We start from the raw sequence: 21032 nt of genomic DNA, 5'->3' as shown, positions 1-21032 counted from the left end.
AGTGAATCATAGTAGGCTATATTCACTACCAAAATACTGAAGAAGATGGCACCGCGTGGACTGACCTGCATTGAGCATTTTGTTAATTTTGATGCATAGCTCTGAAATGATTTGTTTTTCAACAAATGGCAAAATGCTCATGAGAAATTCGGGTTAAACGGAAACGATCATACTGGGAGTTCTCTTTTTGTCAACTTTTTCTTGGTGACGGAGGTCTGCCATATCTTGAGTGTAAGTTGTTTTTCCTTCCTTGCGAAGGGGTACGCGATGACAAATGGTGCTGGGAGGATTGCGGGTGTTGCCTCTAAGGAAACTTTTGCCGCGATACTACACTTCAATGAAGCAAGGTAACCGGGTTTTGGCGGATAACTGATCGGGTGGCAAGGGCAGCCGTGAAAATGCAGGTGAGGGTCGTACAGAGAACAATCCATATGCTGGAGAACATATCCAGGCCCCATATTCTATCAAAAAAATACCAGGAAACCACGTAGGAGAGGCTGGTGCTGATAAAAACAGAAAAAACGCCGGCAGTGCAGCCGAGCAGCCCAAACTGAAGAACAGTCAGCAGCCGGATATCAGAAAAGCGTGTTCCCAGTACTTTGAGCAGGTTAATCTCCGGGGCATGGCGAAATGCCTCATTGCCTGCGATGGAGTAAAGCGCCATCAGACCGGCACCAATGGCCAGCAGTGCTATGGATTTGATAGCAAAAATAAGCCGCTCGGTCAGCTCGATGATGCTGGTAATGGTTGAGGCGACGTCAATCACGGAAATATTTGGAAATTGGTTAACGATCTGCTCCTTGAGTGGTTGCTTGTCTGTTTGACTAACCTGGCTGATAGATGCCAGGTAGGTTTTGGGGGCATTTTCCAACACCCCTTTTTGGAAAAGCAGGAAGAAATTAGGCTGAAAACTGTTCCACCGTACTTTGCGTACGTTGGCGACCATTCCTTCAACCTCAATGCCTTGGATGTCAAAGACTATCCTGTCGCCTAATTGGAGGTCGTATCGTTTGCTAAAACGTTGAGCAACCGAAATTTCAAAAGGAATACCGCTTTGAAAAGACCAGGTGCTTGTACTCAGCTCCTTGCCCTCGATCACGGTCTCTGATGGGTCCAGCTCATCGCGGCTTGAGAAGTTAAATTCGGTTCTTCGTAAACTGCCCCTTCCTTCCTGATCTGCCTCGATACGGCGTTGGTGAAAAGAGGTTCCGTTTATCGAGCGTATGCGTCCCCTGACCATGGGCGAGATATTGGAAAGGTGGCTTGGTTGCTGTTTAAAAAAATCTTGGAGCCCATTTATTTGCTCTTCTTGAATATCAACCAAAAAGAAAATCGGTATTTTCAAGCCGATCGGGTGGCTGAATTCCTGTTCGAGTCCTTTCTGGAGTTGGGGGATGAGATTTATTAGAAATACACCGGTTGCAATGGTAATAAAGATGGAGAGTGAAGGGAAACGGTTGCGGTACAGGTTGCGCAGAGCGATTTTTGGTAGCCCGTGGAAGGTATTTGAAAGATGTTTGCACCATGTAAGAAGGAGCCTGCCGATAATACCGAAAAAGAGCATGGTGACGGCCACCCCCCCGGTAAAAAGAATACCCTGGACCATTGATGAGGTCAGAAAAACGGTAAGAAGCAGGAATGTTAATATTGCCGGCACAAGGCTGAGCCACCACAGTAACCTGCTGGAGGCCGTTACAGGCATATTCCATACGGAACCTTCATGGAGGAGGTGAAGTGGCTGGATCGCTCTCAGTTTGGTCAATTCAGGGAGGCAGAAGAGGAAACTGCATGAAATCCCAAGAGCAAGGGCCATTACCATGCTGCCGCTATGCAGCGTAATGTGCAGGCCTTCCGGGAGCAGGCCGGCAAAAAGGAGAGGGATGAGCGGGAGCATGCACGAAGTGATAAGTATGGCCAACACAGCGGACAGCGCTCCCATGACCGCAAGCTGGAACAGAAAAAGGAGTATGCAGTAGCGGCGTTGCGCGCCGAGGCTCACCAGGATGGCAATTTCTTTTACTCTGCTTTGAAAATAGCCCCTGAAAAGATATGATGCTGCTATCCCGGCCAAAAAGAGTGCTACGGTTCCCACAAGTCCCATGTATCCAAAAAAATGACCAGCAATGCTCCCGAGGCGGCTGTTGATATTATGGGTATCAAGTACTCTGAGGGTGGAGGCTCCATCAGCATGCTGGTCCAGGGTTTTTCGCAGCACGTCTGCCAGATGCTTTGCATCAACGTTATTCGCGGTACGGTAATACGTACTGTAGCTTAGTCGACTGCCAAATTGAAGCAGGCCTGTTTTGTTGAGTTGGGAGAGGCCTATGAAAATTTTTGGGGCCAGCTCAATGGTGGTTATATCGCTACCTGGGGCCTTGTCAAAAAAAGGCGCAACCTGGAAGCTGGTCCGGCCAATCTGTACGCTGTCTCCTTCGTCCAAATACAACGTTCCGGCAGTCTGTTGCGACATTGTTGTCAGCGGTGACCCGAGCAAGGCCTGCCGTATTTTTTGAAAAGGCTGATCACCCGGATAATGGAATGCCCCGTAGAGGGGGTAGTTTTCGTCTATGGCAACAATCCGCGCCAGCACCGATTTCTTGGTACCTTTTACCATGCTATAAAAGGCTACCTGCCTGGAAACTGTGACCTGATCGCCGAGAACTGTGTCGATAATTTCCTGTTCCTGTTGCTCGATCGGCCTGCTGCTGTAGATCATCAGGTCGGCGGTAAGGATTTCCTGGAGACTCTGTTTAAGATAGGAGATATAGGAGTTTTCCAAGGAGCCTATGGTTATCAGGCCGATCAGGCCTATTGCCAGGTTGCCTATAAACAGCAATGTCACCCGTTTATGGCGGAAAAGATCCTGCCATCCCAGTTTGAGCCAGTGGGTCATACCAGCTTCCCCTGGGAAAGAGTGACGCTTCTTGCACATCGTTTGGCAAGGGACGGATTGTGGGTGACGACGACCATGGTCATGCCGATTTCCTCCACCAATTGAAACAGGAGTTCTGTAATGGTCGCTCCGGTTGTTGTATCCAGGTTGCCGGTTGGCTCATCGGCAAGGAGGAGGTTTGGTTCTATGGCCAGGGCTCTGGCAATGGCTACCCGTTGGCATTCGCCGCCACTCAATTGCCGGGGAAGATGATGTTTCCTGTCTGTCAGGCCGGTTTTATCCAATATGGATGCTACCTTTTGCTCCACCTTGTCGCTTTTGTGGATTTCAAGGGGAAGGCTGATGTTTTCTGCAGCACTCAAATGGGGCATGAGGTGGAATTGTTGAAAAATAATACCAATATTTTTTCCCCTGAACGTTGTCAGGCTCTCTTGGTCCATCTTGGTGATATCATTGCCGTCAATAGAGATGGTTCCCTTATCGGGCCGATCCAAGCCCGCTAACAAGGCTAGCAGCGTTGATTTACCGCTTCCGGAAGGTCCGGTTATGGCGACTGTCTCGCCTGCGTCAAGGGTGAAGTCAGTACCGGTAAGCACTTGCAGATCGGGCTTCCCTGGCTGGCGGTATGCTTTGTGGAGCTGAGTCGCGTTGAGTATCATTGGCGGATGGCTTGAGAAGCTGTAGGGGCTATGGGGAGAAGGGAAAGGTGCTGGAGTGCCTGCTGGATGTATGGGTAGACGAGTTGGGCGATGTGTCGGTGGCCTGCAGCATTAGGGTGAATCCCGTCGGCCTGGTTTAATGTTGCCTTGCCGGCAACACCGTCGAGGAGAAATGGAACAAAAATGAGGTGAAATTTCTCTGCTATCTGCGGGTACACGTTTTTGAAGGCTGCTGTGTATTCAACGCCGTAATTTGGAGGCATCTGCATGCCGGCCAGGATGACGATCATGTCATTTTGGTGTGCAACTGTGACTACTTTCTCCAGATTTGCAGTCAACTGCTTAACGTCAAGGCCTCGAAGCCCGTCATTTGCTCCCAGGGCGAGAAACAGAATCTCAGGCTGCCTCTGCTGGTACCAGCGGAGGCGCGATAACGCACTGGCGGATGTGGAGCCGCTGATACTGCCATTAATAACCTGAGCCGGTGTCGGGTAATCATGTTTCATTTTTTTTTCGATAAGATTCGGATAAGCCTGCTCGCTTGCTACTCCATAGCCTGCTGTAAGTGAGTCGCCAAGAAAAAGGATGGTCGTTGCCTGGATATGTACGGGGACAAAGGCGACAAGAATAAATGCGGTAAGGAAAAAGTATCTGGTCATTGTTGTCCTGGCCAAGAAGGAATTAAACGGTTGAGATATACATATATAGTATTGACATAATTCTTTATCAGGCAAGGTGCGGTGCGTAAAAAAAAAGCTCTTAATGCTAACGCGGTAATCAAAATGTCGAGTGCGGAAAGAGTTCAGCACTCGACATGGAAAATATGGGAAGAAAGGTTACCAGTAATAATGATGTGGACGGTGGTAGTTGTGGGGCCGGTGGTGACGGTGATGTTGCTTACACCAATTTGCCTTAAGGAAGTGACGTCCATGTTTATGCTGTTTTTCATAAACATGGACCCGATGGGACACGACAGGTTGTCCGTGTCTGTCTCGAACGTAGTGGACACGGCGGTCAACCACGCGATGTTTAGGAGAGGACCAACCTGGGTTGAGGAACGTAATCCCTATATTCAAGGTGGAGTTGTCCCCACCTCCCTGTCTACCGTGACCTGCTGTGGCCATGTGTGGTGATACCAGTAAAAAGCTCAACAGAGCAGATGCCAGTAATGTTGTATATCGTCTGTTTTTCATGATTTACACCTTGCGTTCTGATAATTGAAGAGCATCTTTAACGTTTAACAACCTTCTATGGCCTTCTTTTTCGAAGTGGTTTTTATTTTTACTGTGTCCCCTTCTGTTAACCCGTCAACGCTTTTACATTGCAGGGTCACAATGTCGTCTCCTACCTCGACAACGGTACAAGATAGCTTTTTGGCAACGGCTATACCTGTCCCCACTGTAAGCGTAAGACTGATGATTAATGCTGTGAGAGTAGTTTTCATGAAATGTGCCTCCTTGGTTATTGTTCATGTCGATCATGCGAACTGGGCTTCTTCTGTTCAACACCTTAAGGGACTGAAAAAAAGCTGTCAGTCGACATATATGGACATTCGGGGCGATATAGGGTGATGTCGACCCGACATCGTGATAAAAACGGGAACTATCAAGGAGGAAATGGTATAGGTGAGAAAAAGACGTAAAGAGAAGAAATGCCTGCGCCTCAGCGGCATACCTGTGCATCGAAAGAGCTAACTATGAGCATTGTTTTTCAAGCAGCTCCGGGTAGGTTGGTCGCCGTATTTTTACAACGTCACTATTAATGATTGTAAGACTGGAATCATGAGCAGCGTCAACATCAACGGCAGTGCCATCAGAGAGTTTCGGGAACAAAAGGAACTGACGCAGCTTTACCTGGCGACGGTGGTCGGTGTTACTACGGATACGATTTCCCGCTGGGAAAATAAAAGATACCCATCCATAAAACATGAAAATGCACAGCGATTAGCTGAGGCTCTGGGAGTTGAACTGGAGGCTATCCTTGAGCATGCTGATTCAGATCAAGTGGAAGCAGATGCTATCCGTACCGGCCAGCAAGAATGGAGAACTGAAAAGAGTAAACCGCTTTTTATTTCTCAAAAAGGGGTGTTTGCTGGTGCACTTTTTGTCATCCTGATGGTGCTGTTTGGTGGATATTATTGGATGAAAATCAGTCGGCAACCCACTGTTGCCGCCACCAGAATCCTGCCACCTCATACCGCTCCTAACCTCTCTTTTCCTGTTATTATCAGGCTTAAAGCAAGCACCTCGGTAGATACCCCGATTTTGCTCCGGGAAACTATTACCGGCAGAGCAACTGCTACAGCCATAAAAACAATCATGCCTTCGACTATGCAGGAGTATGGTAAAAATCCTCGCTGGATTGGTCGGCTTGTTCAGGGTGAGGCTGCTTTCTTGTACATGGTGCATCCTGATCAAGGGATGCAGCTGGGAGAACTGTTGAGCTTTGCAGGTGATTGTGTTTCCGGCAAGGTGAATAAGAAAGGAACCCGGATTGTCGGTCTGCAGTCGGTGCGCATTGAAATGGCTCACTGGGCAGATACAGATAAGGATTTTACTCTTACCGATAATGAAATTCTGGATGCATATGAGCACTACTCATTGCCTGGGAATATTGATGTCGATTTCAGTGATCTGGAAAGCCTGTGGCTTGCAGGAAAATATCGCTGGGATGAACATAAACAAACATTTGTTCCCGATCCGGGAAGTCGTCAATCACAAGGAGACAACCAATGATCAGGCGAATATTTTTCCTTGTTTTCATAGGGCTTTTACTGACCCCACTTGTGCTGCATGCAAAAACTGATGTGTCAGGATCATACCTGCATGGGGGGGGGCAGCATGTCACAATAAAGATCAAGGTTTCGGAGCCACCACCCATGGCGTTTATCGTGCTCCAGCATTTGCCCCAAGGGATAGAACTCCTCTCCGCCAATCCTCGTCCTTCCGGCAAAGGACAAGGAGCGTCCTCCGTAAAATGGCTTTTTAAGCATGCCGGCCCAGGAAACCATATATTGAAGATGCACTTTTCCAAACCTGTAAATCCAAAGCAACTTCGGGGAGAAATTCGTTTTCGACATCCGGAAAGTGGTGTTATGATAACAACAAAGATAAGGTAATAAGCAATTTTGGATTTGGTTAGAAGAAGTATTTTTTTGTAGTGTAGGTATGAGTCTGTTGATTTACTAGGGTTTTCGTTCAAGGTCAAGGCATGCTTAAAAAATAACCACAGGCATATAGTTGATATTCCGAGGATTATTTTTTCAGCATAACGAAAAGATTGGGCGAAAAGACAGTAAATCAACGGGCTCAGGTATAACGTTTAATCTAGCTCAGGCTCGCCACCACTAATAATCAAGGAGACTACTATGTATATTGGCAGAATAATGCACACAGACCTGGTGACTGTTACCCCGGAAACCACCCTGGTTGAAGCTCGTGATCTTATTGCTGAACGATCCATAGATCACTTATTGGTGGTCAATAAAAAAGGGCAGCTGGTTGGAATCCTGTCCGACAGGGATTTAAAACAGAACTGGGCATCCCCTGCAACAGCGCTATCCACCCATGAGTTGAACTATCTGCTGCAGAAAGTAGAGGTAGGCATGATCATGGTGAAAACCGTTATAACTGTTGAGCCGGATACAACCATTGAACGAGCTGCCTATATCATGCAGACCAATAATATAAGTGCGCTGCCGGTAACGGATTATGGCGAACTGATTGGTATTATTACCAGTACCGATGTCATGGAGGTTTTGCTCAGGGCCATCGGGATGAGCGATGATAGTGTGCGTTTAGGGGTTTTTGTCGACGACAGCATTGGCAGGCTGGCTGAGGTGACGAATATTCTGAGTCAGGAACATATCAATATTCAGAGTCTTTTCTGCTGGCCCACCAAAGATCATCCAGGGGTGACCCATCTGGTTCTTCGTATAGCTGGAGACGAAGGCGCAAAAGCTGTACTGGCGTTGGAAAAGGGTGGATTTAAGGTGCTTACCAAGTATGAAAAAGACTTGACCCCTTATTTACCAAAGTCAGCTATGGGCTAAAAGAAACTGTGTTGTCGGTTTTTTCTTATGATACTTACGGTCGGTTGATCCCGGCCGTTTTTTTTTGCTGAGAGCGGTCGTCATCTATGAATAATCAATGGAACATGTCTGGGTTAATCCGAACAGAACAAGCAGTGTCGGTTATTTTTTCGGATGTAGAGCAAATACCCGTTTGGGGCCTTGCCCAGCCCGGCCCTAATGATTCATTGCCTACTCGTGGTAGAGCCTGATGCTTTTCTGGGCAGCGGTGGCATTGGGGTCGGCACTCTCTATCCTGATTTATTCCTGGATTTGCAGTCGAAAATTACTGCGGCTGGAAAACGTTGTCCCTTGCGGCAAAGCCGGCAGTGACGAGACACCCACAGTATCGGTCATCATCCCTGCATGCAACGAAGGTGAACATATTGGCACGACTCTTTCTACGCTGCTGGCCCAGGACTATCCGAGCCTTGAGCTTGTGGTCATTAATGATCGCTCCACTGATAGGACCGGTGAGGTAATAGAGCAGTTTGCCGTTTTGCATCCCCAGGTAAAGACCCTGCATGTCGAGACGCTGCCAGGCGGCTGGCTGGGGAAGAATCACGCATTGCAGCTTGGGGCCTCCCAGGCATCTGGAGAGTATTTCCTTTTCACGGATGGAGATATCCGGTTTGAAAAAACAACCATTGCAAGGGGAGTGTGCTGGATGAAAGCGCAACAGCTTGACCACTTGACCCTCCTTTTTAGAAATACTACACCTGGTGGTTTGTTGAATGCGGTGATAGTGGAGGCTATGACCGGCCTGCTGCTTGTATTGCAGCCATGGAAGGTCTCAGATCCTCGGAGTAAATATTTTATAGGGATTGGTGCTTTTAATCTAGTCCGCAGGGATGCCTATCTGGCTGTTGGTGGGCATGCGCGCAACCCTATGCATCCCATAGACGATATTATTTTAGGAAAAATTATCAAGCAGGCTGGATTCAGGCAGGGGTGCCTGCGCGGAGAACGCTTTGTTTCGGTCAACTGGTACGCTGATCTCGGGGAAATGGTAGAGGGGTTGATGAAGAATGTTTTTGCCTTCTATAATTATAATATTTTCTTCTCCCTTGCCGGAGCAGCCGTTATCATCGGGTTCAGTATTCTGCCTTTTTGGGGAATGTTCGTGTTAAACGGGCCTGCGCAAATACTGTGCGCGGCTGCAGTCTGTTGCCGCTGGTGCGCGTTTGTCATGAATGCTCGGGGGATGCTGGTTTCTCTTGGTTGCAGCCTGTTCGCGTTCCTTGCCCCGTATATTTTATTGTATATTTCAGTGAAGGCAACTGTCGTAACCCTTAAGGACAAAGGAATATGGTGGCGCGGTACCCACTATCCGTTGCAGGTCCTGCGAAGCATTGAACCGATCATTACCCTTCGCTGGCTACTCCGCTGGTAGCCAGGCTTTCAACTAATCCGAAGGGGGCACTTTTTGATCTAAACCGAAAAACAGACTGTTAATTGTGCAATCACTTTTAAAGTAATAATATCAATTGATTGAGTTCAGAGTCAAAAGGTTCATGAGACATTCGGACTCACCCGTTTTAAGTCTTTGGTCAGTTCGCGCAATTCTTCCTCAACCAGGGTTTCCTTAGTCAGAAGCTCCTGGGCGCATTTTTCAAGAATGTCTCTGTTGTTTTCAAGGAGTTCAATGGTTTTGGTGAAGGTTGCATCTATAATGGTTCGCACTGAAGTGTCGATCTGCTCCGCTGTCTGGTTGCTGCAGTTCATGCTGGTCCCCAAATGCCCCTGCTGATCAAGATAGGTTTGTTTACTCTCCTCGTACACCACATGTCCAAGAGTTTCGTCCATGCCGTATTTGGTGACCATGCTGCGGGCAATATCCGTTACCCGCTGAAGGTCATCGGAAGCACCGGTGGAAAGATGATGAAATACGATCTGTTCTGCTGCTCTCCCGCCAAGAAGGACAGAGATTTTGTATTCCAGTTCTTCTTTGGTCATTAAAAAACGATCTTCGGTGGGACGTTGTAGAGTGTAGCCTAATGCGCCTATACCCCTTGGAATGATAGATATTTTATGAACAGGGTCCATATCTGGTAAGGCCAAGGCTGCAAGGGCATGGCCAACTTCGTGGTAGGCGACGATTTTCCGCTCTTTTGGGTTGAGCAGTCGGTTTTTCTTTTCAAGGCCTGCTACTATTCGTTCAATGGCCTGGGTAAAATCGACCATGCATACATCTTCAGCATGGCGTCTTGTGGCAAGCAAGGCAGCTTCATTGACAAGGTTGGCAAGGTCTGCTCCTGAGAAGCCGGTTGTCAGGTCTGCAATCTGCCCGGCATCCACATCTTTGGCTAACTGGATTTTTTTCATGTGCACATTCAGGATGGCTACTCGGCCTGTTTTGTCAGGCCGGTCGACCAGGACTTGACGATCAAAACGTCCGGCACGAAGTAATGCCTGGTCAAGCACTTCGGGCCTGTTGGTAGCAGCCAGCAAAACGACTCCGCTGGTTGGGTCAAACCCGTCAAGTTCCACCAGCAACTGGTTCAAGGTTTGCTCCCTTTCATCATTGCCGCCCATGCCTGCAGCCGTTCTGGATCTACCAAGAGCATCCAGCTCATCTATAAAGATGATCGCCGGTGCCGATTTTCTGGCCTGTTCGAACAGATCGCGGACGCGTGCTGCTCCAACTCCAACAAACATCTCTACAAACTCGGAGCCACTGATGGAAAAAAAAGGAACACTAGCCTCCCCGGCAACAGCGCGCGCAAGAAGCGTTTTTCCTGTACCCGGAGGGCCAACCAGCAAGATGCCTTTGGGCATTCGGGCCCCAAGTTTGCCGTAATCAGCCGGTGCTTTGAGAAAGTTGATAATTTCTTCAAGCTCTTCTTTGCTCTCCTCTACCCCTGCAACATCTTCAAAGGTGACCCCTGTTTCCTGCTCAACATAGATCTTGGCCTTTGATTTACCAATGTTCATAAAGCCGCCACCCATGCCTTGTTTCTCAGCAAATTTGCGCATGATAAAGAGCCAGATGCCTACAAAAACAAGGGCAGGGACAATCCAGGAGAGCAGGGTCACGAGCACTTTACTTTCGTTAACCTGCGTGTAAGGAACTTGGTATTTGGAAAGGTGCTCTGCAAGGCGAGGGTCGACTCGGTTGGCGACAACGATTTTTTTACCGTGTTCGTCAGGTTCGTAGAGTTGACCGGTTATAAATTTCTCGCGGACAGTCAGTTCGGCAACCTTCCCCTGTTCGAGCAGCGTTTCCAGTTCACTGTAAGGAACCGGCTGTATGGTTTGTTGTTGGACCCAGAGTTCGTGAAGAAGAAGAATGCCGAAAACAGCAATGATGGTGTAAACAAAATTAAATTTGTGTTTATTATCCATGGTAAGCTATCCTGTAGCAGAAAGGGATGCGCTCTACAGCGTATGTTTTCTCTGCAGTTTTAAAGATAAAGTGGCAAACTGTCATGACGTGCGCTATATGAAAAGCTGCCATCAATAAAAAGTTTAAAAAATCTACGCAGACACACAACTAGGGAGAGGTGTATGGATCAATTTACACGCTACATGGAAAGTATTAATGCCTATATTGAAAACCCATTTGGCATGGTCACGGTCTGCACTGCTCCCATTATTGTCTATTTTGTGTTCAAATTGTACATAAAACCTTTGTTTCAGAAGAAAGAGCAATCTCCTGAAACAAAGAGAGAATAAAGGCGGAAAGTGCCGTTGGCTAGTTATCCATATGGGTCTCGTCCAGTTCTCTATACAGCGCAAGTATGCCTGAGCGGGTAAGCTTTTTGATACCCAAGGGGCGCAATATTTTTATCATGGCATCAATTTTTCCTTCAGTGCCGGTCACCTCTACAATATAAGAATCAGTGCCGGCACTTACCACTTTGGCGTCAAAGATTTCAACAGTCTGCACCAGCTCTGTTCTGTTTTTTGGAGTGACGGCAACACTTATCAACGCCATTTCTCTTCTTACCGCTTCGTCATGGGTCATGTCGCGGAGCTTGATGACATCAATAAGGCGGTTGAGCTGCTTCATAATCTCGTCAAGCTGGGGCGGGGTTGCATTGGTTTTAATGGTTATCCTGGATACCGCCGGATCATGGGTCGGTGCTCCGCAGATACTCTGGATGTTGTAGCCCCTTCCTGAAAATAATCCTGTTATTCGGGCAGTTACAGACGGCTTGTTGGCTACCAGCATCGTTAATATATAGGATTGTTCTTCCATACATGCCTCGTTTGTGGTTGTTGCGCTTTATTAAATGCTCTTGCTTGATGGACGTAATAAAATCCCATCGCACTCTTCAAAATGACGAAATAAAAATACAAATATAGCAGGAGTGAAATTTTTTATGGTGTAAAGGCATATGTTTGATATGTCGAGTACCATCAAAAATACCACGGCGCCGCAGGTAGAAGTTATTATGACGCCATCATTGCTGAATAAGAGGCGCTACACATCTTCCATATACGGCCCCAGGATCATGTCCTGGTAACCTGATCCAGCATGAATGCGCGGGTATAAAATTTCATCCTCGTCACAGACAACCTCAAGAAATGCCGGCCCTGTGGCGGCCATAAACTCTGCCAGGCCTGCTTTGAGCTCATCTCGCTCTGTAATGCGTTGCTGGAAGGAAAAACCGAGTTCTTTGGCTACATTGGCATAATTGACTGTAGAATGTTTCAGTGTTCCCACGTAATCCCCAGCATAAAGAAAGTCCTGAATATTTCTTACCATACCGTCGCCGTGGTTATTGAGCAATAATACTTTTATGGGGATTTGGTTTCTGCCGATGGTAAATAATTCTCCGAGGTTCATGAGGAGGCTGCCGTCCCCATCAATCCCAATAACTGTAGACTGCGGGGCAGCATAATATGCACCGATTGCTGAAGGCAGGGAAAAACCCATGGGGCCGAAACCGCCGGCAGTTAAAAAAGATTTTGGCTTAAACATGGTCAGGTACTGGGCGGCAAGCATCTGATGGTTGCCGACTCCGGTCGTGACTTTCGTCTCGTCGGTGATAAAATGTGCAAGACGGTCCATGACTTCCGCCTGCTGAATGGCTTTGGCCCGGCGGTTATAGTTGAGCGGGTATTGCTGCTTGAGTCCTTTTATATGTTCCTGCCATGGAGCAATGTCCAGTTGGATGTCGTGTTTGACGGCATAATCGAGAAGGTCTTCAATGACTCTTTCTGCATCGCCGATAAAAGAGAATTTTGGTTCCCGGGTAAAGCGGACTTCCTGTACTTTTTCAGGGTTAATATCGAAGTAAGCTATATCAGCATCCAGTCCGGATTCCCCTACCTTCTGGTTTACCCTGTCGTCCCAGCGAATACCAAAAGCAACAAAGAGATCGGTTTCCTGGATTGCTTTATTTGCAGCAGGAACTCCGAACATGCCAAGCATGCCGACCGACCAGAATTGGGTTTCATCAAGGATACCCTTTCCCATAAGGCTGTTGATGGAAGGGACGGCAAAGCGGCGGTTGAATGCACGAATTTGATCACTGGCTGCCTGTGAGTTGAGGCCGCCGCCAACATACAGCAAGGGCTTTTTCGCACTTTTAAGCAGTTCAAAAAATTGTCGGCACTGGTTTTTACCTAAGTGGTGCTCTTCGTCGTATTTGTGGGCGAACTTTTCACTGGCAATGCCCTGGTACTCGCCCTCTGTTTTTTGAATGTCATAAGGAAAATCGATCACTACCGGTCCAGGCTTACCGGATTTCGCATAAAAGTAGGCGTCTTTGACGACTTCTTCTATTTTGTGCATCTCATTAACCAGTATGACCTTTTTAGCGGCATCTTCGAAAACACTTTTTACATTAATATGTTGAAACTCATCGGTATCCATTTTTGTCTGGGCAACCTGTCCGGCAAAAACCAGCATGGGGATGGAGTCAGCGTGGGCATCAGCAACAGCTGTGAGAGTGTTGGTAATTGCCGGTCCTGAAGTAACCACCGCAATACCGACTTTGTCACCGGCTCTGGAGTAGCCTCCAGCTGCAAAAGCGGACGATTGTTCGTTTGAGCTGACGGTAATTTTTATGGGTGTGGAGCCGATGGCGTGGAATACGGGTAAAATAGTTGCTCCGGAAAAACCAAAAATTCTATCAACTCCCAGGTCAAGCAGACTCTTGGCCAGGATTTCTGCGTTGTTCATCTGTCAATCCTCATCATTTGATTCGTAATCTCTGAAAAAATATTTCTGTTTCGGTGTCTTGAATTTATGGGTGTCTCTATGGGATATTTGTCTTTGGATATATCAAGTGGAATTACGGCGAAATGTACTTGTCGTGCTCATTTGGTCGTTCACGGATAGTATCGTTAAAACAGAAGGTTGTGTTGTTTTTTTTCGTCGAACGTGGATGCTCCTGTTCGATAGAGAAAATTTCCCTTTTTTGAAGCTGCGGTGTCGGCGATGTTTGTAATGAGTTGAGTTGTACTGCGTTGCACTTTTCTCTCCACGGCACATGAAAAAAGGGTCTCGTAAAAGTGATAATATATCACCTAAATCCTGCAATTGCCAAGTTTGCCGAAGGTGCGAGGCTGCGTACACGTAGACGTACTGTAGTACTTCAAGTGTGCGCAAACAAGGCAGATTCGGTAAAATCGGACATGCAAGATTTAGGTATCAGGCTAAAACAAGCAAACGTGACCACTTACAATTAACACACCGTCAAGGGGAGGTAAAGAGGAAGGAAAAAAGGAGTATTGTTGCTGGAGGTGGCGAGTCGATGGAGCGTTCTTTTAACCCATCGTAAACCTCTTTGCGGAGTCCGTAAAAGTTATACGTATTTTAAGCAAAAAAGTATGGGGAAGCCCCACCAAAAAATAATTTTGCTGAGGCGTGAGGAGGTTTATTTGACAAGGTCAAGCAGCAGGTCACCAAGTTAAACCGCTACTCGATTCTTTGATCACAAAAGTCATTCAGAACAGATTAAAGAGCTCCAGCCCATTCAATGGTAATAGTTGATAAAGAAACGGCGGACGTTCGAAATAGCTGCCGGCTAAACAACAACAACCTCCGGTAATGGTTTGATGAAATTTTGCATGAGGCTATAAGTATAAGCCCCCTGGGTCGGTATCAACAGGATATCTCCGATCTCGATTCCTTCACCCCAGTATGAGTATCCCCAGGCATCATGGGGCGTGCAGAGAGAACCTAAAACATTGCAGGGTTTTTCCGACAACGCAGGTCTGCTGAGATTGAGAACCGGGAAGTAGTCCGTCTCAAAACGCTCCCAGCCAACCGCATTGGTTCCCGCATCGGTAATCACTACATTGTCACTTTTTTTATCAATCACAGTCATCAGGAGATGCATGGCATCGTTACAAAGCCAGCGACCTGGTTCAAAACAGATGCGGCAGTCAGGTATAAGTGGAAAGATATGGTTTTTTATGGCCCAACCCAAGTGCCCTGCAAAATCCTCTATTGAACAGGCGCTTTGAAAGTAGTGGTTATTGTCATTTTCCGGGCTTAATTCCATCGCCTTTCTGAGCAATCCTGCCTTTGTTGCTGCAGGCTGAAGCCATTCCCCCTGTTCAGGCCAATATCCGCCGCCGACGTCAATAAATTTTATTCGGCGAAGATCTTCATCTGTGAATTGCGCTAAAACTTTTTTCAGAAGGAGGATAAAATCGAGCTGCGCCTGGGCATTAAGGTTCCAACTTGTATGGAACTGAAGTCCTTGGAAATGTATATATGGAAAGCACTTGACCTCTTTCATAAAGCGAGCCAATGTTTCCGGAGGAATGCCGAATTTACGCCATAGCCCATCAACCCTGGTGGTAAGTCTCACTCCGACCCGTATATTTTGCTGCCGGGAACAGGCTATCTCTCCAAGGATTTGCAACTCATGGAAGCTGTCAATGAGCACCGTGACTCGTTCAGAGGCGGTAACAGCCATTTCCAGTTCTGCTCTGGTTTTTCCGGGCCCACTGAAAATGATACTTTGCGTATCCAGCCCAAGTGCCATTTTCAGTTCAAGACCGCTCGACACATCAAGCCCAAATCCTGTTGTGGTAAGCACTCGGGCAACCTCAGGATAGTTGTTACTTTTGACCGCATAATAAAAAACGGTATTTTTAAAATGTTTCTGAAATGCTACCTTAAATCGCTCTGAACGCCGGCGCAGTACCTCTGGCTCAAAAAGATAGAGTGGCGTCTCCTGCTTTTCAAGAGGTGCAAGAAATTCATCCCGACGCAAAAAAAAAGGTTCAACAAAACCTCGGAGAACCGAATCTGACAGAAGTGGGGTCTGTTCATGCAAAAGAGCCTCTACTCTTTCCGGGCTATATCCTTGTTGCGAATCAATTGTCGGCATTGTACATCTCCACTTCAAGTAGGCACCTCAGTTCCCGGCACTGCTGCTCAACAGGTATCCCCGGAGCGGGTTGAAAGAGGATGTAGCCGAGGTACCAGGAATCATAATCAGAAGGTGGCATGGTAATCCGATGACCAGCCTGTCCGACCAGGTTTATTTCACGTGTGCGAGGATCCAGAGAGAGGCGATCAGTCTTTATTTTCGCAACGTCTCCGCTCCTTTCTGCATGAAGCCGTAATGCAACTAGCTCTTTACCTGATACACAGGTAACAGGAGATGCTGCCGTCCGATTCCCGGCAAACTCAACGAAATAACTTAATATATCAAACCCAGCTGCTTTATGAAGAAGAAAGGGGATGCAGTCTCCACCAGGTCGAGGTGTCATTTCCAGCAATAAAATTTTATCGTGGTCAACAATGAAATCCACCATACAGATGACATCGGAAAGTCCCAGTGCTTCGGCACCCAGTTTGAAAATGAGGGACAGCTGTTCCTGATTAATGCCGGCTCGCTGCCAGTCTGTTATCATGTAGCCGTTGATTGTTCCAAAAGGTTTTTCAGTGTACTTCAATTTCCTGGTGAGCCGCAAAATTTCTATTCGCCCCCTCTTGATGGTAAAATCACAGCTAAACTCATTACCGGCAACAAACTCTTCAGCTACAAAACTGGTAGTTGCCTGACTGTAAAGCGGCATTTCTTTTCTCTCCGCGAGGCCATCCAGTATCATATGCGTTGCCCTTTCACACTCTTTGCGGCTCGAACAAAGGAAAACCAGTTCACTCCCGCTCCCGCTTAACGGTTTTACCACAACAGGACCACCGACTTCCTGCCAAAAGTCCATAACGTCTTCGGCTGACAGGGCAAGTTTATGGTGAGGACAAGGGATCCCTTTCGCCTGCCAGATAGATTTTGTGACGAACTTGTCCCGGCAGAGACGGATACTGTCAGGAGGAGGATAGGATAAGGATAACTCCCTTGCCAGTAGAGCGGCGAGCTCCATAGACTCGCAATCAAAACTGACAACACCCTCCACCGAAATGTCCCAACGATGTAGATGTACACGTATTTTCTGCAAAATAAGCGCTACATCCTCCTCAAGGTCGCAGACTATCTCCTCATACTCCAATGGCCTGGATTCACCGGCCTTGTCTCTTTCCGATTGAGCGGTCAGGTAAAGAACACGACCTGGATTCGACTTTCGGAGCAAATCAACATAATCAGAGGTTGTACCGACCACCAATACCTTAGATCCACCAGTCTCATACTGAAGTCGCCGACGCTCCCTCTGTAAAAAAAGATTTTTGGTGGATGAAGGAAAATCCAGTGTACATGGAGTGGGATTAATGCTCATGAGTCACTTGGGCCATCCTGCATTCAGCTTCTGAAGAGAGTATAGACCCAGACTTCCGATAAATTTCATAAAGGGGGCGGCTCGAAAGGTGAAAGCGCCTCTTCCAGCCAAAATCTCCACAAAGAAAATCAACAACCTGCATCCGCTTCCGGCATGCCCATTCCAGATGGTGCATATTGATCATTTTAGCCACCCCCTGGAACTCTGCATTGGTGCCACCTGCCAAAATTGTATATCCTCTATTCCAGATCGTGCCGATATCTACCGCCGCAATCTCCCCGCCAAGTAAGACCGTGGTAGTCCGTAAAAGATTATTATCAAAGAGCCATGCGACAAGTTTTTCATAGGAGGCAAGGAATCGAGGGTCATTGAAATAGGACAACTCACCAAAAGATTCCAGGTTCCGTTGAAACATCCAATCAATGTCGGCACAATGATCATAACGATATGCGACACCACCACTTTGCAGACGAGCGATCTCCCTGCCTAGATTTTTTCTCGATTTACCTGAAAATTCGAGCATATACTTATCAAAAGAATAGTCATAACCGCCCGGAAAAAAGAGATAACCAACCTCATCCACCGCCAAGGGAAAGCTTCCCTCCGGCATGCAGTCAGGTGTGAGATAACGCAAATGAAGTGGACCTGGTATACTTTCGAGCATGGCATCAAGCACCTGCCTGGATGCAGCCGGCATTTTATTTTGTTCCAGCCAGGTCTTTCCCTGCCAGATCTCACCGGGGAAATGTCCGTAACTTCCGCTTTCTTCAATCCAACTAAGAGCCAGCATCCCTTTCACTTCACCGAATTCTTCAGCAACAACAAAGTAAGGTTTGTTATTAAAACATGCAGCAAAGCTTGCCCGGACTTCCCACAGATCAAAAATGCAGAGTTTCGGCCAGGTCTTGGTCCAAATTCGTGCGCATTCGTCGAAATCTTCACACGAGCTGATCTTCAACATATCAGTACCTCAAACTGACATTAAGATTACTGTGACTTCCCTCAAAATATTCCTGGGCAAATTGCTGTACCGTTTCGGGCAAATACGGCTTACAACTGAACACGTCAAGATAGACGGCGTTGGTCTGGTTGGCGAAATGTCCGGAAATCAATGATGTCTCAATAAGCTGAACCATCGAGTAACCAGCCACTCGTTCGTCTTCTCCAAAATGTACCACCTGGGTCTCTCCAAACCGTTTCATTTCAATCAGATCACACAATTCAACGACAAAACGGCGTATAGCATCGGCGTCGCGAATTGTGGAAGAATCACAGTTATATATATCTACAGATGAAGCTATCCCCCAGGCGTTACGTTCGATGGCCTCGTTCATAGCATGAATTCCTTCATAACCTGTTCTGACCGGCAGCGGTTCCGGGGTGTGAAGCGTTACAGTCTGCATTGTTGTCTCCTGTTGAGTTATAATTTTTTTCATTGTTTAAACCTGGGAAGGTTTTTCTTGGAGTCTATGGGACTAAACTTTTTTCAAATCATTGTTATTGTTATAAAAAAATAACGCTTACAGGTGAGCGCAGATTCCAATGTGAAGTGTATGGCTGTGCTTCATTTTCCAACAATGCCTTGATTTGATAAAAAAAGTGTTCTATCCGACAAGACTCCTAGTCTTCCCACTTTTTATGAACCGGTCGGTGGCGCTTAGACTTTTTCAAGTAAAGTCTATCTTTTTCTGCCTGGGAGTAGAACGTGTCTTCCATGGCGAGAGATTTATAGGTATCCCGCCAATCATTTTCCGATCTCTTACATTCTCTTTTTTTCATTTAGACACCCTGTTGCCGAGTAGGCATGATCTGCTAAATTCACTATAAATGTTCAATCCAAACGAGTTACGACACCGCACTAACAGCAAAATAGATGCCAAACAGCGAAGAGAAGCATGAGCAGGCTTTTTTTTATCACAAAAACAATATCTTAAACAAAAAAGAAGCCGCCTGCCTGAAAATTACGAAAACAATAAAAGAGTAAAATGTTACTGATTTTTTTTTCGCCTGGTGCAGCTCTTTTTGATGGAAATTCGTTATTCGAAAAATATGTCTCTTTTTTACAGGTATTTATTTGCGAATCTTTCATTTAGACATAAGCTCGGGCCTTATTTTTTCCCGTAGAACCTAGGTGTTCAAGTAAACAAGTAATTCATTGCTGATTTGTGTGTTTCCAGGTAGAATCTGTCGTTAATTCAGTAATTTTTTACCTTTTTATTCAAAAAAATATTTGAGCGAAAGAACGACATGCTGACACGGCTTATTTTGGCGTTGGAAAACAAGGAGCTGGAAGCGAGTATTGAACAAAATTTTGCGCCGTCCGACATTCAAGTGGAGTGCCATGGACAACAGAAGAATCCATGGCATAATGCTGTGCAGAGTTGTGGCGATATCATTGTTATCAGCGAATCCTTTATTCCGCGTCCTGTTGATTCAAGCATCAACCAACTCAACAACCTTCCGGAAGCGCCGACAACCGTGGTTGTTCATGATGTTGACTCGTCGGAGGAACACGCTAGGCTGATGGCCGCCGGTGCTGATGTCGTTTTGTATTCAAGAGTTTCTTTGAACAACCTTATTGACACTGTCCAGGCTACCCTTGAATCTCGCCTTCAACTTGTGGAATTCAACCATCTTGCTCGAAAAAAAGGTCCCCAGCCAAAACTGAACGACTTCATCTCAAGTAGCGAGACGATGCAACTCTTTATCAATGAAGTCCAGCTGGTGGCACCCAGTGATTCTATAATTTTACTGCTTGGAGAGACAGGGGTGGGCAAGGAACATCTCGCAAAAGCCATACACGCTGAAAGTCCCAGGTCTTCTGGGCCTTTTATTGCGCTGAACACTGCCGCATTACCGGAACAGCTGCTTGAAAGCGAACTTTTTGGTCATACCAGTGGAGCTTTTACCGGCGCCACACGGGCACGCCGAGGGGCTTTTGAGCTCGCCCACGGTGGTACGATTTTTTTAGATGAAATAGGTGAAATGCCCCTGCATTTACAAACCAAACTATTGCGAGTTTTGCAGGATTTCGAAGTGAGACCATTAGGGGGAGAAAAACAGATATGGGTTGATGTCCGAGTGATTGCCGCCACAAATCGGGATCTGCAGAAAGAGGTCGAATTGGGGAATTTTCGCAAGGATCTCTACTTTCGGCTCAATGTGATGTCCTTAATGATACCACCACTGCGTGAACGAAGAGAGGATGTTCCATCCCTGTCTCGACGTTTTCTTTCCTTATACAAATTTAAAATTGCCAAGAACATCAACCACATCTCAAAACCTGCCATGACCGCGCTCAGCAACTATGAGTGGCCGGGTAATGTGAGAGAGCTGATGAATGTTATTGAACGAGCTATCCTGCTCTGTAAAACAGATCAAATAACACTGGATGACCTGCCAAGCGTTTTTAATACAACGAGTAGGCAGATCAGTCCTTTCATGGCTCCAGTTATTGAGAATGTCGCTTTTTGGGAAGGGAAAACGCTCCCGGAAGTTCAGAAAATTGTCATGGAACAGGTGGAAGGAGCTTACCTGAGGATGGTACTTACCAAGACTTGCGGAAGGGTAGGAGAAGCCGCCAAAATTGCAGGCATCCACTCAAGGGGCCTGTATGGCAAGATGAAACATCTTGGTATACGCAAGGAAGATTTTAAGTAACTCTTCAGCCGTACAACCGATGCCCCATCATGCTGCTGAAGAGTGACGACTTTAAAGCGTTTGTTCAAAAAAGTTTAACAAACATACTTTTCCGGCCGATTAC

At 46.8% G+C, this 21032-nt stretch carries 17 protein-coding genes and 1 pseudogene; 6 read left to right on the top strand and 12 right to left on the bottom strand.

All coding sequences use genetic code 11. The features are described from left to right. Positions 1-334: 334 nt before the first annotated feature. From ACHZCY_RS09360 to ACHZCY_RS09340, 5 genes are all read right to left on the bottom strand, one after another. Positions 335-2893 carry an ABC transporter permease gene (locus tag ACHZCY_RS09360; protein WP_319548708.1) on the bottom strand — a complete coding sequence of 853 codons (2559 nt, stop codon included), beginning with the start codon at positions 2891-2893 and terminating at the stop codon, positions 335-337. Then, positions 2890-3552, bottom strand: coding sequence for an ABC transporter ATP-binding protein (locus tag ACHZCY_RS09355; RefSeq protein WP_319548707.1), 663 nt, complete (start codon positions 3550-3552; stop codon positions 2890-2892). The genes ACHZCY_RS09360 and ACHZCY_RS09355 overlap by 4 nt, the downstream gene beginning before the upstream one ends. Next, positions 3549-4211 (bottom strand): arylesterase, encoded by a 663-nt coding sequence (locus tag ACHZCY_RS09350; RefSeq protein WP_319548706.1) that lies wholly within the window; start codon positions 4209-4211, stop codon positions 3549-3551. Before ACHZCY_RS09350 ends, ACHZCY_RS09355 begins: the two co-directional genes overlap by 4 nt. 177 nt (positions 4212-4388) lie before the next feature. Then, complete coding sequence (locus ACHZCY_RS09345) at positions 4389-4745, bottom strand: hypothetical protein (protein ID WP_319548705.1); 357 nt, start codon at positions 4743-4745, stop codon at positions 4389-4391. Between the two features lie 44 nt (positions 4746-4789). Continuing rightward, positions 4790-4996, bottom strand: a complete 207-nt coding sequence (locus tag ACHZCY_RS09340; protein ID WP_319548704.1) for a hypothetical protein — start codon at positions 4994-4996, stop codon at positions 4790-4792. A gap of 337 nt (positions 4997-5333) precedes the next feature. Between ACHZCY_RS09340 and ACHZCY_RS09335 the strand changes: the two genes are divergently transcribed. The 4 genes from ACHZCY_RS09335 (at position 5334) to ACHZCY_RS09320 (ending at position 9014) form a co-directional block, all read left to right on the top strand. Beyond that, on the top strand, positions 5334-6287 hold the full coding sequence (locus ACHZCY_RS09335) for a helix-turn-helix transcriptional regulator (protein WP_319548703.1): 954 nt from the start codon (positions 5334-5336) through the stop codon (positions 6285-6287). Next, positions 6284-6670, top strand: a complete 387-nt coding sequence (locus ACHZCY_RS09330; RefSeq protein WP_319548702.1) for a hypothetical protein — start codon at positions 6284-6286, stop codon at positions 6668-6670. The genes ACHZCY_RS09335 and ACHZCY_RS09330 overlap by 4 nt, the downstream gene beginning before the upstream one ends. A 249-nt stretch (positions 6671-6919) precedes the next feature. Continuing rightward, positions 6920-7603, top strand: a complete 684-nt coding sequence (locus ACHZCY_RS09325; protein WP_205223951.1) for a CBS and ACT domain-containing protein — start codon at positions 6920-6922, stop codon at positions 7601-7603. Positions 7604-7832: 229 nt separating this feature from the next. Then, positions 7833-9014 (top strand): glycosyltransferase family 2 protein, encoded by a 1182-nt coding sequence (locus ACHZCY_RS09320; protein ID WP_319548701.1) that lies wholly within the window; start codon positions 7833-7835, stop codon positions 9012-9014. Between the two features lie 119 nt (positions 9015-9133). On the opposite strand, the gene ftsH is transcribed toward ACHZCY_RS09320, so the two are convergent. Beyond that, positions 9134-10966, bottom strand: a complete 1833-nt coding sequence (gene ftsH, locus ACHZCY_RS09315; RefSeq protein WP_205223953.1) for an ATP-dependent zinc metalloprotease FtsH — start codon at positions 10964-10966, stop codon at positions 9134-9136. A 162-nt stretch (positions 10967-11128) separates the two neighbouring features. Between ftsH and ACHZCY_RS09310 the strand changes: the two genes are divergently transcribed. After that, positions 11129-11296 (top strand): hypothetical protein, encoded by a 168-nt coding sequence (locus ACHZCY_RS09310; RefSeq protein ID WP_205223954.1) that lies wholly within the window; start codon positions 11129-11131, stop codon positions 11294-11296. Between the two features lie 19 nt (positions 11297-11315). Here the strand turns inward: ACHZCY_RS09310 and ilvN are convergent, their stop codons facing one another. From ilvN to speD, 6 genes and pseudogenes are all read right to left on the bottom strand, one after another. After that, a complete protein-coding gene (gene ilvN / locus ACHZCY_RS09305; protein WP_205223955.1) occupies positions 11316-11822 on the bottom strand; it encodes an acetolactate synthase small subunit in 507 nt (168 codons plus the stop codon). A gap of 225 nt (positions 11823-12047) precedes the next feature. After that, positions 12048-13754, bottom strand: a complete 1707-nt coding sequence (locus ACHZCY_RS09300) for a thiamine pyrophosphate-binding protein (protein ID WP_319548700.1) — start codon at positions 13752-13754, stop codon at positions 12048-12050. Positions 13755-14601: 847 nt separating this feature from the next. Then, positions 14602-15918: a diaminopimelate decarboxylase family protein gene (locus ACHZCY_RS09295; RefSeq protein WP_319548699.1), complete on the bottom strand. Its 1317-nt coding sequence runs from the start codon at positions 15916-15918 to the stop codon at positions 14602-14604. Then, positions 15905-17269, bottom strand: a complete 1365-nt coding sequence (locus ACHZCY_RS09290) for an ATP-grasp domain-containing protein (protein WP_319548698.1) — start codon at positions 17267-17269, stop codon at positions 15905-15907. Before ACHZCY_RS09290 ends, ACHZCY_RS09295 begins: the two co-directional genes overlap by 14 nt. Further along, positions 17259-18230 (bottom strand): GNAT family N-acetyltransferase, encoded by a 972-nt coding sequence (locus tag ACHZCY_RS09285; RefSeq protein WP_319548697.1) that lies wholly within the window; start codon positions 18228-18230, stop codon positions 17259-17261. Before ACHZCY_RS09285 ends, ACHZCY_RS09290 begins: the two co-directional genes overlap by 11 nt. 1 nt (position 18231) lies before the next feature. After that, positions 18232-18603: pseudogene (gene speD, locus ACHZCY_RS09280) on the bottom strand (S-adenosylmethionine decarboxylase); the annotation flags it as partial. A gap of 913 nt (positions 18604-19516) precedes the next feature. On the opposite strand from speD, the gene ACHZCY_RS09275 reads away from it, so the two are divergent. Further along, positions 19517-20929 carry a sigma-54 interaction domain-containing protein gene (locus tag ACHZCY_RS09275; RefSeq protein WP_319548695.1) on the top strand — a complete coding sequence of 471 codons (1413 nt, stop codon included), beginning with the start codon at positions 19517-19519 and terminating at the stop codon, positions 20927-20929. Positions 20930-21032 lie beyond the last annotated feature (103 nt).

This window comes from Desulfogranum marinum (genome assembly GCF_963675105.2).
GTDB lineage: Bacteria > Desulfobacterota > Desulfobulbia > Desulfobulbales > Desulfobulbaceae > Desulfogranum > Desulfogranum marinum.
This window is presented reverse-complemented; position numbering and strand designations above follow the sequence as displayed.

Bases quoted from the DNA above. Each gene is read 5' to 3' on its own strand.
- ACHZCY_RS09360 (WP_319548708.1), bottom strand. From the start codon at position 2,893: ATGACCCACTGGCTCAAACTGGGATGGCAGGATCTTTTCCGCCATAAA.
- ACHZCY_RS09355 (WP_319548707.1), bottom strand. From the start codon at position 3,552: ATGATACTCAACGCGACTCAGCTCCACAAAGCATACCGCCAGCCAGGG.
- ACHZCY_RS09350 (WP_319548706.1), bottom strand. From the start codon at position 4,211: ATGACCAGATACTTTTTCCTTACCGCATTTATTCTTGTCGCCTTTGTC.
- ACHZCY_RS09345 (WP_319548705.1), bottom strand. From the start codon at position 4,745: ATGAAAAACAGACGATATACAACATTACTGGCATCTGCTCTGTTGAGC.
- ACHZCY_RS09340 (WP_319548704.1), bottom strand. From the start codon at position 4,996: ATGAAAACTACTCTCACAGCATTAATCATCAGTCTTACGCTTACAGTG.
- ACHZCY_RS09335 (WP_319548703.1), top strand. From the start codon at position 5,334: ATGAGCAGCGTCAACATCAACGGCAGTGCCATCAGAGAGTTTCGGGAA.
- ACHZCY_RS09330 (WP_319548702.1), top strand. From the start codon at position 6,284: ATGATCAGGCGAATATTTTTCCTTGTTTTCATAGGGCTTTTACTGACC.
- ACHZCY_RS09325 (WP_205223951.1), top strand. From the start codon at position 6,920: ATGTATATTGGCAGAATAATGCACACAGACCTGGTGACTGTTACCCCG.
- ACHZCY_RS09320 (WP_319548701.1), top strand. From the start codon at position 7,833: ATGCTTTTCTGGGCAGCGGTGGCATTGGGGTCGGCACTCTCTATCCTG.
- ftsH (WP_205223953.1), bottom strand. From the start codon at position 10,966: ATGGATAATAAACACAAATTTAATTTTGTTTACACCATCATTGCTGTT.
- ACHZCY_RS09310 (WP_205223954.1), top strand. From the start codon at position 11,129: ATGGATCAATTTACACGCTACATGGAAAGTATTAATGCCTATATTGAA.
- ilvN (WP_205223955.1), bottom strand. From the start codon at position 11,822: ATGGAAGAACAATCCTATATATTAACGATGCTGGTAGCCAACAAGCCG.
- ACHZCY_RS09300 (WP_319548700.1), bottom strand. From the start codon at position 13,754: ATGAACAACGCAGAAATCCTGGCCAAGAGTCTGCTTGACCTGGGAGTT.
- ACHZCY_RS09295 (WP_319548699.1), bottom strand. From the start codon at position 15,918: ATGCCGACAATTGATTCGCAACAAGGATATAGCCCGGAAAGAGTAGAG.
- ACHZCY_RS09290 (WP_319548698.1), bottom strand. From the start codon at position 17,269: ATGAGCATTAATCCCACTCCATGTACACTGGATTTTCCTTCATCCACC.
- ACHZCY_RS09285 (WP_319548697.1), bottom strand. From the start codon at position 18,230: ATGTTGAAGATCAGCTCGTGTGAAGATTTCGACGAATGCGCACGAATT.
- ACHZCY_RS09275 (WP_319548695.1), top strand. From the start codon at position 19,517: ATGCTGACACGGCTTATTTTGGCGTTGGAAAACAAGGAGCTGGAAGCG.